This is a genomic window from Vreelandella sp. F11, assembly GCF_042466685.1.
GTDB lineage: Bacteria > Pseudomonadota > Gammaproteobacteria > Pseudomonadales > Halomonadaceae > Vreelandella.
Map to the genome: position 1 here is coordinate 4,635,109 of NZ_CP170448.1, position 15,199 is coordinate 4,650,307.

Consider the following 15,199-nt stretch of genomic DNA (forward strand, 5'->3'; position numbering starts at 1 on the left):
TCCCCTTCTCCTGGGCCTGCGGCTATCTATTCAGAGGGCTGGGTAGATTGCTCGTCAGCGGGTGCATTGTCCGGCAGATAAAGCGGCCCCTTTTGCCCACAGGCAGTAACCGCGGTTAACAGCAGCGCCGAAAGGGCGATGATTGCCAGCGTTTTCATGCGCCCGCCTTGAGCGCGGCCAACGCCTCACGCGCCCGCTGGGCGGCCGCCCGCACCTGGTTGGGTGCAGTGCCACCAATATGGTTCCGGGCGGCGACAGAGCCTTCCAGAGTTAATACCTCGAAAACGTCCTGCTCGATGGTAGCGGAGAACTGCTGAAGCTCTTCCAGGCTCATTTCAGACAGGTCTTTTTCGCTTTTTAGGCCATAAGCCACCGACTGGCCGACGATTTCGTGGGCGTCACGAAAGGCCACGCCTTTGCGCACCAAGTAGTCAGCCAAGTCCGTCGCGGTGGAGAAACCACGCCGCGCCGCTTCATACATGCTGGCTTTTTTGGGCTCAATAGCGGGCACCATATCGGCGAAGGCTTTCAGGCAGTCGCGCACGGTATCCACGGCATCGAACAGCGGCTCTTTATCTTCCTGGTTGTCTTTGTTGTAGGCCAACGGCTGCGATTTCATCAGCGTTAACAGCGACATCAGGTGGCCATAAACACGACCGGTTTTGCCGCGCACCAGTTCCGGCACGTCAGGGTTTTTCTTCTGCGGCATGATGGATGAGCCGGTGCAGAAGCGGTCGGGCAGGTCGATAAAGTTGAACTGGGCGCTGGTCCACAGCACCAGCTCTTCGCTCATGCGCGACAGGTGCATCAATAGGATGCTGGCAAAGCTGGTGAATTCAATAGCGAAGTCACGATCCGAGACTGCGTCCAGGGAGTTTTCCGTGGGGCGGTCAAAGCCCAAAAGCTCTGCGGTGACGTGGCGGTCGATGGGATAGGTAGTGCCGGCCAGCGCCGCGGCACCCAGCGGCATGACGTTGACGCGCTTGCGGCAGTCCAGCAGGCGCTCATGGTCGCGAGCCAGCATCTCCTGCCAAGCCAGAATGTGGTGGCCAAAAGTGACCGGCTGGGCGGTTTGCAGATGGGTAAAGCCGGGCATAATGGTCTCGGCTTCACGGTCAGCCAGCTCGATCATGCCTTCGCGCAGACGTTTCAGCTCCACTTCGATAACATCGATCTCATCGCGCATAAACAGACGAATATCGGTGGCGACCTGATCGTTACGCGAGCGTCCGGTGTGGAGCTTTTTGCCGGTAATGCCGATCTTTTCGGTCAGCCGCGCTTCGATGTTCATATGCACATCTTCAAGCGGCACTGACCAGTTAAATTCGCCGCGCTCGATTTCGCCCTGTATCTCATTCAGGCCGTTAATAATCGCATCGCGCTCATCATCGGTAAGCACGCCTACCCGAGCAAGCATGGTGGCGTGGGCGATGGAACCCTGGATGTCCTGGGGGGCCAGACGCTGGTCGAAATTAACCGACGCGGTGAAGCGTGCAACAAAGGCATCGGTGGGCTCGCTAAAGCGACCGCCCCAAGACTGATTCGTGGCTTGGCTCATCGAAGATATATCCTGCTAGCAAAACAAAGGAGTCGTTAGCAGAAAGTGTACCAGAGTCGCCCCGGTCAGCGGCACGCCGTTTTTACTTATGCGTCAGCTAACAGAGAGACGTTATGACGGCAGGGGGTTGGTGCAAAAACTCGCGCAGGGCACCGAGGGGCATGGGGCGAGCAAAGAAATAGCCTTGATAGTAGTCACAGTGGCGCTTTAGCAGGTAGCCAAACTGCTCTGCCGTCTCGACGCCTTCGACCAAAACCTCAAGTCCCATCTTTCCCGCCATAGCGACTACACCTTCGATAATCGCAGCATCGTGGCGGTCAGAGATCACGTCGCGCACAAAGGAGCGGTCAATCTTGATGCGATTAATCGGCAGCCGCTTTAAGTAGCTGAGACTAGAGAAGCCGGTGCCAAAGTCGTCTAACGCTATCTGAACCCCCAGGGCACGCAAATGCTTTAACGCCTGGATGGCTTGCTCGGCACTCTCCATCAGGACGCTTTCGGTGAGCTCTAGCTCCAATAGCGCTGGCCTTAAACCACTGCTCGCCAGCACCTGCTCAATGGAGGCGAAAAAGCCGGGACGTTGAAACTGCATCGGCGAGATATTGACCGCCATGGTGATCTCACCCAACCCTAGGCCATTAAGCTGCTGGGCATCGCGACAAGCGGTGGCCAGCACCCACTCGCTGATAGGTATGATCTGACCAGTATCCTCGGCAAGGCTGATAAAATCAGAGGGCGGAATATTGCCGCGCTCAGGGTGCTGCCAGCGGATCAGTGCTTCCACCCCCACCACGCGACCACTGGGCGCATGGATTTGCGGCTGGTAATGCAGTTCGAACTGCTGCTGTTCAATGGCTTGCTGTAGTGCGCTGCGTAAGCTCACCCTTTCGCTCACTTTGCGATTCAAGTCTTCGGTATACCAGTGGTAGGTATTACGCCCGCGCCGCTTGGCTTTATACATGGCCAAATCCGCCTGCTGGATAAGCTGGCGGGGGTTGTCTATGGTGCCGTCGTTGATGGCAATCCCGATACTGGCGGTGATGCGAAGCTCACTGTCGCGGTACCAATAAGGGGGCGAAAGGCCCTGAAGCACTCGTTCGACCACTTGTATCACATCATCTTGGTGGGCCAGATCCGGCAGCAGCACAACGAACTCATCGCTCCCAAAGCGCGCCACGGTGTCCCAGGGGCGCAATTCATTTTCCAGCCGCTTGGCGACCTCGACTAAAATAAAGTCGCCCACTTCATGGCCGAGGGTATCGTTGATCGGTTTGAAATCGTCCAGGTCAATAAACAGCACGGCTATGTAGCGCTGGTAGCGGCGCGCGACCACACACCCCTCTTCCAAACGCTGACCTAGCAGCAGCCGGTTGGGCAGCCCCGTCAGCGCATCATGATGGGCGTTGTGGGCGAGCTGGGCCTGATATTCGCGCTGCGCCGATATGTCGTTCTGGACGCCAATAAAGTGGGTCACCTGGCCGTCCTCATCTAGAACGGGTGAAATGTACAGGTCGTTCCAAAACTCCGTGCCATCACGCCGATAGTTGCGGATCACCACGTGCACTTCACGCTGTTCAGCAATCCCTACCTTTAGCTGATTGATAGTGGCGGGATCGGTCTCTTCACCCTGCAGAAAACGGCAGTTGCGCTCCAGTGCCTGGCTGCGCGAATAGCCGGTAATCCTCTCAAAAGCGGCGTTGACATACACAATTGGCCAATCAGCACGCTGCGCATCGACAATAATGACGCCATTGGTGCTTGACTCAACGCTACGCTCCAGCAGTTTCAACTGATGCTCGGTCGCTTTGCGCTCGTTAATGTCGCGGAAATAGACCGCAAGCCCCTCAGTAGAAGGGTAAACGTGCACCTCAAGCCAACTATTGAGCCGGGGATTGAAGGCTTCAAAATGCACCGCTACTTGTTCGCTCGCGGCGCGTTGATACTCTTTTTGAAACCTGCTGCCCTCGGCGTCAGGAAAACTCTGCCAAATAGGCTGGCCTAGCAACTCACCCCCGGGGCGCTTCAAAATACGCTCTGCTTCCCGATTCACGTAAGTAAAACGCCACTCTGTATCGAGGGTAAAAAAACTGTCGGTGATGCTATCCAGCGTCATTGTGAGCCGGTGCGCAAGCTGGGTGAGGTTTTCGCGCAGCTGCTTTTGCTCGGTAATATCCTGAGACGCCCCCTGTACCTGAATAATGCGGCCCTCGTCATCACGCACTGCTTTACCAATGGCCCGCACCCAAAGATGCTTCCCTTGGCGGGTAATCACCTCAAACTCGCCATCAAAACTAATGCCGTCCTCACAACAGGCATTGAACGCCGCCATCAGGCGTTCCCGTGACTCAGGAGCATAGAAGGAAAACGCCTCCTCAACGCTGGGCTGAAATCCAGCGGGCATGCCGTGAATCTGGCTAAGCTCATCCGACCAGATAAACTTGCCGTCCACCATGTCGACATACCAACCACCAATCAGCGCGGTTTCACCGGCAATTTTAAACAGCCGTTGGTTGCGCTGCAGTTGCTCATCGGCTGCCTTACGCCGCGTAATAACCCGGGCGATCACGTAAATCACGCCCTCCCCAAATGAAGCCGTGACCTCCAGCCAGTGCTGCTTGCCGGTTGCGGAGACAGCACGCACTTCGAAGGGGGCGACCTTTCCGCCTTGATGCAGTCGCTGTAAAGCTCCCTCAATCACGGGATGGTCAAGGGGATCTATAACGACGCCGCAGGCACGCCCGATCAATTTTTCAGACGAGTACCCCAGCAGCGTCTCGAAGGCTGGATTGACTTGCAGCAGCGTGCCTTCAAAGTCGATACAGCAGAACAGATCCCGTGAAAGCAGGAAAAACTGGTCAAGCTGGCCGTGGGGTAACACTAAAGACATAGGATTTCCTAGAGAACGGATAAAACACGTGACGGGAGCATAATTAGTTCCGTTATTTTTACTGTGGCGCTCGGTGCTTTATGATGACACTTATCATAGCTTGACTCGCCGTGTCTGCGGTATAGGGAGAATAACGTGCTATCCATCACCAAACTGCGCATTGCCACGCGTAAAAGTCAATTGGCCATGTGGCAGGCTGAGTACGTTCGCGACCGCTTAATGGCGGCCCACGACGGCCTTGAGGTCGAGCTTGTGGCACTGTCTACCAAGGGCGACAAAATTCTCGATACACCGCTTTCAAAAATTGGCGGTAAAGGGTTGTTCGTTAAAGAGCTGGAAGACGCCATGCTCGATGGCCGTGCCGATATTGCCGTCCACTCGATGAAAGATGTGCCCATGCACTTTCCCGAAGGACTGGGCCTATCGGTCATTCTCGAAGGCGCCGACCCTACCGATGCGTTTGTATCCAACCACTACGCCAGCATTGATGAGCTTCCCGAAGGGGCACGGATTGGCACTGCCAGTCTACGCCGTGGGCTGCAGATGCGTGAAGCCCGCCCCGACCTGCAAATTCTTAATCTGCGCGGCAACGTGCAAACGCGGCTAAGTAAATTAGACGCAGGCGAATTTGACGCCATCATCCTGGCGACCTCGGGCCTTAAGCGGTTGGGCTTGAATGAGCGGATTGCCCAGGCACTGCCACCGGAAGTGTGCCTGCCCGCCTGCGGCCAGGGCGCCTTAGGCATCGAGTGCCGCCTGCATGATCCCGAGCTGATTGCGTTACTAGCCCCGCTTGACGACGCAGACACCGCAACCCGCGTACGCGCCGAACGGGCCATGAACACGCGCTTAGAGGGCGGCTGCCAGGTACCCATCGCGGGCCACGCGGTGCTGGATATTGACAATGAAACCCTGTGGCTACGCGGCTTAGTGGGCAACCCAGAGGGCACCGAAGTGCTGCGCGCCGAAGGGCGTGGTTCTATGCATGAACCGGAAGCGCTGGGCATCCGGATTGCCGAAGAGCTGCTGGATCAGGGCGCTGGCGATATTCTGGCTGAGGTTTACGGCCGTACCCTATGAGCCAACCGGTATTGATCTGCCGCCCAGGCGAGCGCGGTGAAGCGCTGGCCGCTGCCCTTCGCGAAAAGGGCGAGAGCGTTGAATCACTTAATGTGATGCAGCTTGAAGTCTTGCCAGAAAATCCCGACATGCGACAAATCTGGCTGGATATAGATCAGTACCATAAGATAATCGTCATCAGCCCCTTTGCGGCGGTATGTTTAAGCGAAGCGCTGGATCGCTACTGGCCACAACTGCCCATTGGCATTGACTACTACAGCGTTGGCAGCGCCACCGCGGCGACGCTCTATGATCAGTTGGGTGTACGCGTTCATGTGCCATCGCCCAGTGTCGGCGAAGATACCAGCGAAGCACTGCTTGCGCTTGCCTCACTGCAGCGGTTAGCGCACCAGCGTATTCTGCTGGTGGCAGGCGAGGGTGGCCGTTCACTGCTCGCGGAATCGCTTGCCGAGCGGGGGGCAAAGGTGACTCGCGTGGCGGTGTATCGCCGCACGTATCACCCCCTTGCACCTGCTCTGCAAACGCGTCTTTCTTCAGGTAATTATCGGGCGTTGATCGTCACCAGCAGCGAACTGCTGGAACATCTGGCAAAATGGTGTAATCAGGCGGCCTTGAACCAACCGCTAATCGTTTCCAGTCGCCGTTTGGCTACACTGGCTGGCATACTGGGTTTTCGTGACCTCAAGGTGGCGTCCGGAGCTACGCCAGCTGCATTGATAGCGGCGTTGGAGACCTGCGACCCACAGGGTGCCGATGTCGATCAAGGAACTTACTAAGGGCTAGCGACACATGAGCAAACAAGTAAACGATCAGGACGATGTACAACCGACGTCCGCCGATGCCTCCCAAGGCGTCCCTAAAGCGACCGACACAGCAGCTTCCACGACCGACGCGACTGAGCCCAGCACGCCGACCACACCGCCGAGCTCAACAACACCTGCTCAGAGTGGTGCTAAAAATAGTCGGTCGCGGCGGCGTGGAAAGGGCTCTGCGAGCTCAACCGCTGCTAGCAGCACCACGGCTAAGCCAGCGGAGGCCACGACCTCCAGCAGCACGGCCTCACCGTCATCAAGTGCAGCGCAACAAAGCCCTTCTTCTTCAAGTTCCACCGCGTCCAAGCCGGCCAGCGACAAATCGTCGACGGGCACCACGCCGCCCACCGGCCCCAAAGGCAGTGGCAGTGGCAGTGGCAGTGGCAGTGTCCAGAACGGTGGAGGCAAGAGTGGTGGCGGTAAAAGTGGCGGCCTCGCGATTGCCCTGGTGATTATTCTGGCGATTGCCTTGGCGTTCATCGCCTGGCAAGGCGGGCAGCGCCTTGAGAGCCAGCAGCAGCGCCTTGACGAAGTAGCGCAACAGGCTGAAGGTAGCGCCTCACAACAAGCGGTTAGCGATTTGGAATCACGCCTGGACAGCGGCGAAGCCGAGCGCGATGAAGCCCTGCAGAGCGCGCTAAGCGATCTACGTAGCGAATTTGAAAGCTACCGCAGCGATGTCGATGAGACCCTGGGCCAAGTGCTGGATCAACTCTCTCAAGAGCAGGACACCGACGAGCGCGAGTGGCTGCATGCTGAAGCAGCCTATCTGCTGCGCCTCGCCAATCAGCGCCTGCAGTTAGAGGGCGATGTTGATGGCGCCGCCGCCCTGCTGCGTACTGCCGATGCACGCCTAGCTGATGCTGATAACCCAGCGCTGACCCCCGTTCGCGAAGCGATTGCCAATGAGCTAGCTGCCCTGGACGCTGTGCCTCAGGTTGACCGCACTGGTCTCTATTTAGCGCTCAATGCTCAGCAGGAGCGCATTTCCAGCCTGCGCCTCTCCCAGGAGATCGAAGAACAGGCTGTCTCCTCCAGCATCGAAGAGCCGCCGACCGGCACTTTCCAGCGCCAGCTGGCGCGCTTTGGTGAAGAGCTTAAAGACCTGGTGGTCGTTCGCCATCACGATGAAGCCCTGGAAGCGTTGATTACGCCAGAGCAAGAGTCTTACCTGCGTCAAAGCCTGCGTTTAGTGCTCGAACAGACCCAACTGGCCCTGCTCAACGAAGAGAAAGAGCTTTATGACGCGAGTATCGACAAAGCACTACAGCTGCTGAATGACTACTACGACACCACTCGCGAAGAGACCCAAAGTGTTATTGCGCGCCTTGAAGAGCTTAAGCAAGCAGAGGTAAAACCAGAGCTGCCGGACATCAGCGCTTCACAGCAGGCACTTGCTCGCTTTATCGACAACCGCTATGAGACGCGTGGCCAAAGCGGAGGTGATTCATGAGAAAGCTTGTTCTCCTCATTGTCGCAGGCCTCGCCGTCGGGGCCCTGTTTGGGCATCTGATGATGTCGGTGCCCGGCTACTGGCTGATCCGCGTGGGTGACTCCTCCGTCCAGACATCGTTTTGGTTTGGTCTGGTACTGCTGTTTGCCGCCTTTATCGTCCTACACTTCGTGCTGCGTTTGCTCAGCGGCATTATTCGCCCCATGGGGCGTTTTCGTAGCTGGAACAGTCGCGCCCGTAACCGTCGCGCCATGCAGCGCACCGTGCGTGGCCTGGTAGCACTGACCGAAGGGCGCTGGAAAAAAGCCGAAAAAACCCTGGTTAATGCCGCCGATGACTCCAGCACACCGCTGGTCAACTACCTATCTGCCGCGCTGGCGGCCCATTACCAGGGCCATCACGTGAAATCCCAGGAGCACCTGAATCAGGCACAGCTAACCACCGACGGTGCCGATACGGCCGTTGGCCTGATGCAAGCGCAAATGATGATTGAGCGTCAGCAGCCGGAAGAAGCGCTGGCGATTCTTAATCGCCTGGATAAGAAGCTCTCCAACCACCCGCAGGTGCTCAAGCTACTCAAGCAGGTGCATTTAAGCGTCAACGACTGGGAAGGCTTACGGCGTTTGATTCCCCGCCTGGCGGCGCAGAAGCTCATTACCCAGCAAGAGCGTGAGCAGCTCGAGTTTAAAGCCTACCGCGAACTCATCGTGTTTGAAGCGCAAAACCCCACCAACATTGAGCGTGTGCGCGGCCTGTGGGCGGATATGCCGGACTACCTGCGTGGCAATACCGAGCTGATCGTGCTTTACAGCGAAGCGCTGATACAAGCCAACGAAGAGCCGATTGCCGAACGCTTGCTCAACCATTCGCTCGATCACCATTGGGATGCGCGTTTGGTGAAACGCTACGGCCTGCTGAACGTGGACGCTGCTCGCCAACTCGTTAAAGCCGAAAAATGGCTGCAGGAGCGCCCTAACGACCCAGAGCTGCTGCTCGCTTGCGGCCGCCTCTCGCTGCGCATCGGCCAGTGGCAAAAGGCACTAGAGTATTTTGAAGCCAGCCAGCGTCAGCGCCCCAATGGCGAAGTGTGTGCGGAGCTTGCGCGCCTCTATGCCAGCCTGGGCGAGCATAATAAGAGTCAGCTCTACTACCGTCACAGTGTCGAAATGCTGGCTAAATCGCTGCCGTCGCTACCGCAACCCAGCGATGCCAACGACAGCAAGAAGCCTGACAGTAAGCAAAAAGATAGCAAAACCATTAAGAAAAGCGCGTAGTGGTACGTCTGGTTCTACCTTTAAGGGCGCCTTTATAGGCGCCCTTTTTAGTGGGTCAGGGTTTAGCTGCTGGCATGTGCGGTGGGGTGGTAGTCTCATCCGCCGTTTCAGCCACTGTTGGCGAAGGAAGAGTTGCTGTGCAGTGACCACAGCGGGTGGCTTTGATCGGTACCACCATTAGGCAGTAAGGGCACGGCTGCTCCGTAGGACTCGCAGGCGCCACCGCCTCTTCACGCTTTAAACGGTTGATGGTGCGCACCAATAAGAAGACCACAAAGGCGACAATCGTAAAGCTCACCACTGCATTGATAAACAGCCCCACATTTAACGTTACCGCCCCTGCCGCCTGGGCATCCGCCAGCGTCGCATAAGGGCCGCCCACCGCCCCTTGGCGTAACACCACAAACAGGTTGGAAAAATCCACACCCCCCACCAGCAAGCCAATCAGCGGATTCATCACATCCGCCACCAGGCTCTGCACAATCAGCGTAAACGCCCCTCCGATAATGATCCCCACCGCCATATCGACGACGTTGCCTTTTACCGCAAACTCACGGAATTCCTGGAAGAATTTTGCCATTTCTTCGTCGCCCCTAACGTTTTCCTGTTAACCACACCCAAAGCGATTCTATTCAAATAAAAGCATGGGCGACGGCGCGTTAGGCGGCAAGTAAATTTGTTCAGGGTGGAAACCATGCAGAGTGATGTGCGAACAGTTATCGGCATCGCTCTTTACTCACTCACCGTAATCACACGACACTTGGCAGAGTGGCCTATTTTGTGTGAAACGCTGCCAATCACAACACCCGCCAAGTCGCTTAATCCGCGGCTCCCCATCACAATCGTATCGATATCAACCATATTCGCAGTGTCTAAAATCACTCGGACAGGATCACCCCGGGTAAGTAGCTCTTCAATTCGCTGAGCACCTTGCTCTTGCGCTGACTTAGCCGCTTGCCGCAGCAACTGTTCGCCTGCTTTCTCCCGTTCAGCAAGATTAGCTTCGGCATTAACAGCTCCAATACCCCATACCAGCGTGGTGGTATATGAGAGCGTTTCAGGTACATGCAGTAAATAAAGCGTAGAGGCCTTTTCATCTAATAACTTACAAGCGACTGATAGAGCTTGCTTAGCGTGCTCAGAGCCATCGATAGGTACGAGAATACGGGTATACATGGTGCGTTCACCTCTATCTATTTTCTCTATCATTACTAAAGTCTTACACGTTATTTTGCTTTCTCACGCATAAACCCTGATAGCTTTGTAAGGCCTAACTGGGTTGGTTAAAAAATGTTTTGCTGCTTGAGAATACTAACCAGCTTGAAATTTTCAGAATTACAAAACAACTATTATTTAAGTAGCCACTCATACCTTGGAGGTATCATGGAACTACGCCACCTGAGGTACTTTTGCATTGTTGCCGAAGAGCTTAATTTCACTTGCGCTGCCGAACGCTTGCATATGTCGCAGCCACCTCTATCACGCCAAATCAAGCAGCTAGAACAAGAAGTAGGCGCGGAGTTATTCGAACGAAGCTCTAGAGGCTTGCGCCTAACGCCGTCAGGTGTGTTTTTTCAGCAGCATGCTCTGCAGATATTAGAGAAAGTTGAGGTCACCATTGAAGCGACACGCCACATGGCACGCAGCAAACGTGCGCTGTTCGGCATTGGCTTTGTACCGTCCGTTTTTTACGGGCAGTTGCCAATGCTCGTACGTGATCTACGCCGAATGGATAATGTAGAGCTCTCGCTAGCAGAGCTTACAACGGTACAACAAATTCAAGCGCTTAAGGCAGGCCGCATCGACATGGGGTTCGGGCGTTTACGTATTGATGACCCCGACGTCGAGCAAGAGATTCTCTTCGATGAGCCATTAATTGCAGCACTCTCAAGCGGCCATCCGCTAGAGGGAACCACCCCTAGCTGCGAAGAGCTGGCCCGCTACCCTCTCATCCTGTTTCCCGCAAAACCACGTCCCAGTCTTGCCGATATGGTACTTGGCATTTTCCGTCGTCAAGGCTTGAAGGTGGAGGTGGTACAAGAAGCAAACGAGGTTCAGACGGCACTAAGTCTTGTCGCTTCCGGCATTGGTATTACGCTGGTTCCGGAGCAGGTTAAGCGCGTTCAACGGGATGGCATTTGCTATGTGCCCTTGGCTGATAAGTCCATCACTTCACCCGTTGTCTGCAGCCGTCGACGAGGCGAAAAGCCCTCCCCGCTTATGCAGGAAGCCAATGCTATCTTAGAAGTACTCGTTGAGAATCGTCGCTCTGGCCGCTACCCCTAACGGTTCGGTTCAAAGCGTCGATGCAGTAGGTTGTAAGCAAGCGCTCCAACGACCACTCCCCAAAAGGCGGAGCCTAAGCCTAAAAAGCTAACGCCCGATGCGGTGGCAATAAAGGTAATCACAGAGGCTTCCAGATGGCTCTTTTCGACAGCAAACGCACTGATGTTGCTGGCAATAGCACCAATGAGCGCGAGCCCCGCAAGCACCGCTACAAACTCCCCCGGCAACGAGGTGAATAGAGACACAATAGTGCCCGCAAAGATGCCACCAATCAGGTAGAACACTCCGTTCGCTACCCCCGCCACATAACGCTTGTCGGGATCTTCGTGGGCTTCCTTACTGGTACAGATGGCCGCGGTAATCGCTGCGATCACCGTAGTAATCCCCCCAAAAAAGGCAGTAAAAAAAGACGTTAAACTCGCCACGGTGACAATTGGTTTGGCCGCCGTGCTGTATCCGGAACTCCGCATGATTGCCATACCTGGTAGAAACTGCCCGGTGAGGCTGACGAGTACCAGCGGTATGGCTAGACTCAAGGTTGCATTCCAGGTCCATTCAGGGCGGATAAACTGTGGTTGGGCAAGCTGGACTGAAACGCCCTCTAAGTTTGCGCCTTCTAAAATGACAGCCAACACAATGCCAACCACTAATAGCAGCACCAGACTGTAGCGTGGAGTTAACCGCTTAAATAGGAGATAAGCGATAAGCATACCAATCGCCAACGCTGGCACGCTCTCCAGTGAGACGAAGACACCCACCCCAAACTGGAAGAGAATACCCGCCATCATCGCGCTGGCAATACCTGGTGGAATCATCTGAATAATTCGGTCAAAAGAGCCGGTAACACCGATCACAAAAATGATCATCGCTGCACTCAAATAGGCCCCCACCGCTTCATTGAGTGACAACCCTGGGAACAGGGCCACTAATAGCGCCGTACCAGGCGCTGACCAGGCCGTCACTACCGGCACCTTTAGCCATAGGCTTAACAAAATACCCGAGACTGCTGCACCGATAGAGATGGCCCAAACCCACGATGTCATCATCGCATTCGATATTTCGGCGCTTTGGGCCGCCTGAAAAAAGATGGCGAGAGGGCCGGAATAAGAGACCAACACCGCTACAAAGCCAGCTGTGATCGCCGGAATCGACATCAATAAGTCTTTTTGAGATAGCTTTTGCAATTGCTTGTAAAATTGCATGCAACACACTTCCCCGTGTCAGTATTTAACGAGTAGCCAACGGCTCCGGCAAGCATCTGCTAGCCGGAGCTGTATCAAGCAACGCCGAGGTGGGTTTCAAGAATTGAAGGGTTATCTTTTAGGCCTTGAGAATCACCGCTATAGACCACTTCCCCCTTGACCAGTAGCAGGTGTTTTTCTGCTATCTTCAGAATGTTATCGATATTTTTATCGACGATAATGGTAGAAATCCCGGTCGCTTTGATCTCACCTATGATCTTCCAAATCTCATCGCGAATCAGCGGAGCAAGGCCTTCGGTCGCTTCATCAAGGATGATCAGATCGGGGTTGGTCGTCAGCGCACGGCCAATAGAAAGCATCTGCTGCTCGCCACCTGAGAGAAAGGAGCCATCATGATTGATACGTTGGCCCAGCCGCGGGAACGTATCCAGAACGCGCTCTAGCGTCCAGGGGGACTCCCCCCGCTCATTGGGACGTGCAGCCATAATTAGATGCTCACGTACACTGACGCCTGGAAAAATACCGCGTCCCTCCGGCACGTAGCCAATCCCTTGGCGAATCAGTTGCCAGGGGCGCCGCTTGGTCGCCGAGACGCCCTTAATAAACACCTCGCCGCGCCGCGGTGGGACAAACCCTAGTATCGACTTTAGCGTCGTGGTCTTGCCCATACCGTTACGGCCCAGCAGACTCAACGTTTCGCCAGGCATGAGAGTCAAATCCACCCCGTGCAAAATATGGCTCTCACCGTAGTAAGTGTGCAGCCCCTGGGCGTCAATCAATGGTGTATTGGCTTGTTCTGAGTTCATGCCGCGACCCCCTCTTCATGACGCCCCAGATAAACATCGCGTACCTTTTCGCTTGTGCGTATCTGCTCGGTCGGGCCACTCTCCAACACGCAGCCATCAACCATGACGGTAATGCGGTCAGCCAAGCGAAAGACCGAATCCATGTCGTGTTCAATCAGTACCAGGGTGTAGCGATCCGTCAAACTGGCGAGCAGCTCGGTGACTTGAGCGGTCTCTTCACGCCCCATACCCGCCATCGGCTCGTCGAGCAGCATCAGCGACGGTGCTGTCGCCAACACCATCGCGATCTGCAGTTGGCGCTGTTCGCCATAGCTCATATCTGAGGCTTTCGTATGCGCACGGTGACTCAATTGGCAGGTATCCAGCACCTCCTGAGCGCGATCGTTCACCTTCCGGGCGGTTTGTCGCGAACGCCAACTGCCAAACACACCACCCATATGGATACGCGCGGACAGCTCACAATTCTGCAGGCAACTGAGACGAGGGAAGATATTGGTTTTCTGGTGGCTGCGGCCAATGCCCTGGCGGGCAGTCTGCCGAGCGCTTTTACCCTGAATCGGCTGACCGCGATAGAGCACCTGACCTTCAGAAGGAGGAATCTCGCCAGAGAGCAGGTTGATCAGCGTACTCTTACCCGCGCCATTGGGGCCTAAAATGGCATGGATCTCATGGGCCTTAACATCAAAGTCCACCTCGTTAACCGCCACTAATCCACCAAAGCGCCGGGTCAAACCGTGGGTAGCTAAGATAATGTCGTCACTCATAATTTAGCTCTCCTTGCGCGGGGTAACGGGTTGAGCGGAGATAGCCAACGACGTCTTCCCATGGTCTGAGGTGACTTTAGAGGCTACTTGGCGCTTACGATGCCTGGGCGGCGCGATAATCAAGCCTGCAATTCCGCGAGGAAGCACCAGTACTGCAACGATAATGGTCAGCCCCATCAGGATGGGCCAGTGTGTAGTGGCATGTTCGTAGGTATAGAGCAGAATTTCGTAGGCGAAGGCGCCTAAAATGGGGCCAAAGATAGTGCCCATGCCGCCTAAAATCAGCATCATTAGCACTTCGCCCGAGGTGTGCCAGCCAAGCTGAGCCGGATTAGCGAAGCCGTACTGCATCGCCGCCAACATACCAGCAATCGCTGCCATCACTCCCGCGATAACAAAGGCCACCAATTTGTAGCCGCTAGTGGCATAACCTAACGCCTGCATACGATGCTCATTGTCATGAATACCGTCGAGCACTTGGCCGAAGTAGGACCGAGTGAGCCAGCGTAAAAAGAGGTAGCCCAGGAGCAGCATTCCCAAACAGAAATAAAAGAAGCTGTAAGGGTTATCAAGGTCTACCAGCGTACGCTCTCCTAACGCCAAGCTCGGCCGGAACATGATAAAAACACCGTCGGTTCCTCCCGCAAACTGGGACGTACTAATGAAGTAGTAAAGCATCTGGCCAAATGCCAGAGTGGTCATGATGAAGAAGATGCCTTTAGTGCGGATCACTAAGATGCCTATCACTAATCCCACACAGGCAGAGACGCCCATTACAAGAGGCAACATCCACCACATTGATGCCGGACTAAAGTCAGGGCTGGCTAACGCCAGAGTGTAGGCCCCCAAACCGAAGAAGAGCGCATGTCCCAGACTGACCAGTCCCACGATGCCTACCAATAGATCCAAGCTCATGGCAAACAGGGCCAGAATCAGCATCAGGGTTAGTTTCTCCAACATGAAATTGGCTTGACCGCCGAAGACGGCTTCTCCCCAGAGAGGAAAAGCGGCTACCAACGCCGTTAATACCAACATGATGAGTCCAACGCGCTTGGGATATCTATGTAACATTGCTTA

General features: G+C 55.4%; 14 protein-coding genes. 5 read left to right on the forward strand and 9 right to left on the reverse strand.

Going from position 1 to position 15,199, the window contains the following annotated elements; all coding sequences use genetic code 11:
- Window positions 1-26: 26 nt before the first annotated feature.
- The 3 genes from lptM to ACFIOZ_RS21160 all read right to left on the reverse strand — a co-directional run bounded on the left by lptM (window position 27) and on the right by ACFIOZ_RS21160 (window position 4,445).
- Window positions 27-158 (reverse strand): LPS translocon maturation chaperone LptM, encoded by a 132-nt coding sequence (gene lptM, locus ACFIOZ_RS21150; protein ID WP_386081070.1) that lies wholly within the window; start codon window positions 156-158, stop codon window positions 27-29.
- Window positions 155-1,558: an argininosuccinate lyase gene (gene argH, locus ACFIOZ_RS21155; protein WP_211594509.1), complete on the reverse strand. Its 1,404-nt coding sequence runs from the start codon at window positions 1,556-1,558 to the stop codon at window positions 155-157. Before argH ends, lptM begins: the two co-directional genes overlap by 4 nt.
- 97 nt (window positions 1,559-1,655) lie before the next feature.
- Entirely contained in the window at window positions 1,656-4,445 is a 2,790-nt protein-coding gene (locus ACFIOZ_RS21160) for an EAL domain-containing protein (RefSeq protein ID WP_386081071.1), read from the reverse strand.
- A 135-nt stretch (window positions 4,446-4,580) separates the two neighbouring features.
- Here ACFIOZ_RS21160 and hemC point away from each other — a divergent pair, with 135 nt between their 5' ends.
- Genes hemC through ACFIOZ_RS21180 form a run of 4 tightly spaced genes read left to right on the forward strand, consistent with a single transcriptional unit; the run spans window position 4,581 to window position 9,064 of the window.
- Window positions 4,581-5,525 (forward strand): hydroxymethylbilane synthase, encoded by a 945-nt coding sequence (gene hemC, locus ACFIOZ_RS21165; protein WP_386081073.1) that lies wholly within the window; start codon window positions 4,581-4,583, stop codon window positions 5,523-5,525.
- The gene (locus ACFIOZ_RS21170; RefSeq protein WP_386081075.1) at window positions 5,522-6,301 is read left to right on the forward strand and encodes a uroporphyrinogen-III synthase; all 780 of its coding nucleotides are present in this window, start codon (window positions 5,522-5,524) and stop codon (window positions 6,299-6,301) included. Before hemC ends, ACFIOZ_RS21170 begins: the two co-directional genes overlap by 4 nt.
- A 13-nt stretch (window positions 6,302-6,314) precedes the next feature.
- A complete protein-coding gene (locus tag ACFIOZ_RS21175; protein ID WP_386081076.1) occupies window positions 6,315-7,790 on the forward strand; it encodes a uroporphyrinogen-III C-methyltransferase in 1,476 nt (491 codons plus the stop codon).
- Window positions 7,787-9,064: a heme biosynthesis HemY N-terminal domain-containing protein gene (locus ACFIOZ_RS21180; protein ID WP_386081077.1), complete on the forward strand. Its 1,278-nt coding sequence runs from the start codon at window positions 7,787-7,789 to the stop codon at window positions 9,062-9,064. The genes ACFIOZ_RS21175 and ACFIOZ_RS21180 overlap by 4 nt, the downstream gene beginning before the upstream one ends.
- 55 nt (window positions 9,065-9,119) lie before the next feature.
- Here the strand turns inward: ACFIOZ_RS21180 and mscL are convergent, their stop codons facing one another.
- Together mscL and ACFIOZ_RS21190 are read right to left on the reverse strand one after the other, a co-directional pair.
- Window positions 9,120-9,644 (reverse strand): large-conductance mechanosensitive channel protein MscL, encoded by a 525-nt coding sequence (gene mscL, locus ACFIOZ_RS21185; RefSeq protein ID WP_386081078.1) that lies wholly within the window; start codon window positions 9,642-9,644, stop codon window positions 9,120-9,122.
- Window positions 9,645-9,796: 152 nt separating this feature from the next.
- Window positions 9,797-10,240 (reverse strand): universal stress protein, encoded by a 444-nt coding sequence (locus ACFIOZ_RS21190; RefSeq protein ID WP_386081080.1) that lies wholly within the window; start codon window positions 10,238-10,240, stop codon window positions 9,797-9,799.
- Between the two features lie 207 nt (window positions 10,241-10,447).
- Here ACFIOZ_RS21190 and ACFIOZ_RS21195 point away from each other — a divergent pair, with 207 nt between their 5' ends.
- Window positions 10,448-11,350 carry a LysR family transcriptional regulator gene (locus tag ACFIOZ_RS21195; RefSeq protein ID WP_386081082.1) on the forward strand — a complete coding sequence of 301 codons (903 nt, stop codon included), beginning with the start codon at window positions 10,448-10,450 and terminating at the stop codon, window positions 11,348-11,350.
- On the opposite strand, the gene ACFIOZ_RS21200 is transcribed toward ACFIOZ_RS21195, so the two are convergent.
- The 4 genes from ACFIOZ_RS21200 to ACFIOZ_RS21215 all read right to left on the reverse strand — a co-directional run bounded on the left by ACFIOZ_RS21200 (window position 11,347) and on the right by ACFIOZ_RS21215 (window position 15,193).
- Window positions 11,347-12,552, reverse strand: coding sequence for a benzoate/H(+) symporter BenE family transporter (locus ACFIOZ_RS21200; protein WP_386081083.1), 1,206 nt, complete (start codon window positions 12,550-12,552; stop codon window positions 11,347-11,349). The genes ACFIOZ_RS21195 and ACFIOZ_RS21200 overlap by 4 nt on opposite strands.
- Window positions 12,553-12,626: 74 nt before the next feature.
- Window positions 12,627-13,358, reverse strand: a complete 732-nt coding sequence (locus ACFIOZ_RS21205) for an ABC transporter ATP-binding protein (protein WP_386081084.1) — start codon at window positions 13,356-13,358, stop codon at window positions 12,627-12,629.
- Window positions 13,355-14,122, reverse strand: coding sequence for an ABC transporter ATP-binding protein (locus tag ACFIOZ_RS21210; RefSeq protein ID WP_386081086.1), 768 nt, complete (start codon window positions 14,120-14,122; stop codon window positions 13,355-13,357). Before ACFIOZ_RS21210 ends, ACFIOZ_RS21205 begins: the two co-directional genes overlap by 4 nt.
- Window positions 14,123-14,125: 3 nt before the next feature.
- Entirely contained in the window at window positions 14,126-15,193 is a 1,068-nt protein-coding gene (locus tag ACFIOZ_RS21215) for a branched-chain amino acid ABC transporter permease (protein ID WP_386081088.1), read from the reverse strand.
- Window positions 15,194-15,199: the final 6 nt, after the last annotated feature.

Bases quoted from the DNA above. Each gene is read 5' to 3' on its own strand.
- argH (WP_211594509.1), bottom strand. From the start codon at position 1,558: ATGAGCCAAGCCACGAATCAGTCTTGGGGCGGTCGCTTTAGCGAGCCC.
- ACFIOZ_RS21215 (WP_386081088.1), bottom strand. From the start codon at position 15,193: ATGTTACATAGATATCCCAAGCGCGTTGGACTCATCATGTTGGTATTA.
- ACFIOZ_RS21210 (WP_386081086.1), bottom strand. From the start codon at position 14,122: ATGAGTGACGACATTATCTTAGCTACCCACGGTTTGACCCGGCGCTTT.
- ACFIOZ_RS21200 (WP_386081083.1), bottom strand. From the start codon at position 12,552: ATGCAATTTTACAAGCAATTGCAAAAGCTATCTCAAAAAGACTTATTG.
- ACFIOZ_RS21205 (WP_386081084.1), bottom strand. From the start codon at position 13,358: ATGAACTCAGAACAAGCCAATACACCATTGATTGACGCCCAGGGGCTG.
- ACFIOZ_RS21180 (WP_386081077.1), top strand. From the start codon at position 7,787: ATGAGAAAGCTTGTTCTCCTCATTGTCGCAGGCCTCGCCGTCGGGGCC.
- lptM (WP_386081070.1), bottom strand. From the start codon at position 158: ATGAAAACGCTGGCAATCATCGCCCTTTCGGCGCTGCTGTTAACCGCG.
- ACFIOZ_RS21170 (WP_386081075.1), top strand. From the start codon at position 5,522: ATGAGCCAACCGGTATTGATCTGCCGCCCAGGCGAGCGCGGTGAAGCG.
- ACFIOZ_RS21175 (WP_386081076.1), top strand. From the start codon at position 6,315: ATGAGCAAACAAGTAAACGATCAGGACGATGTACAACCGACGTCCGCC.
- ACFIOZ_RS21190 (WP_386081080.1), bottom strand. From the start codon at position 10,240: ATGTATACCCGTATTCTCGTACCTATCGATGGCTCTGAGCACGCTAAG.
- ACFIOZ_RS21195 (WP_386081082.1), top strand. From the start codon at position 10,448: ATGGAACTACGCCACCTGAGGTACTTTTGCATTGTTGCCGAAGAGCTT.
- ACFIOZ_RS21160 (WP_386081071.1), bottom strand. From the start codon at position 4,445: ATGTCTTTAGTGTTACCCCACGGCCAGCTTGACCAGTTTTTCCTGCTT.
- mscL (WP_386081078.1), bottom strand. From the start codon at position 9,644: ATGGCAAAATTCTTCCAGGAATTCCGTGAGTTTGCGGTAAAAGGCAAC.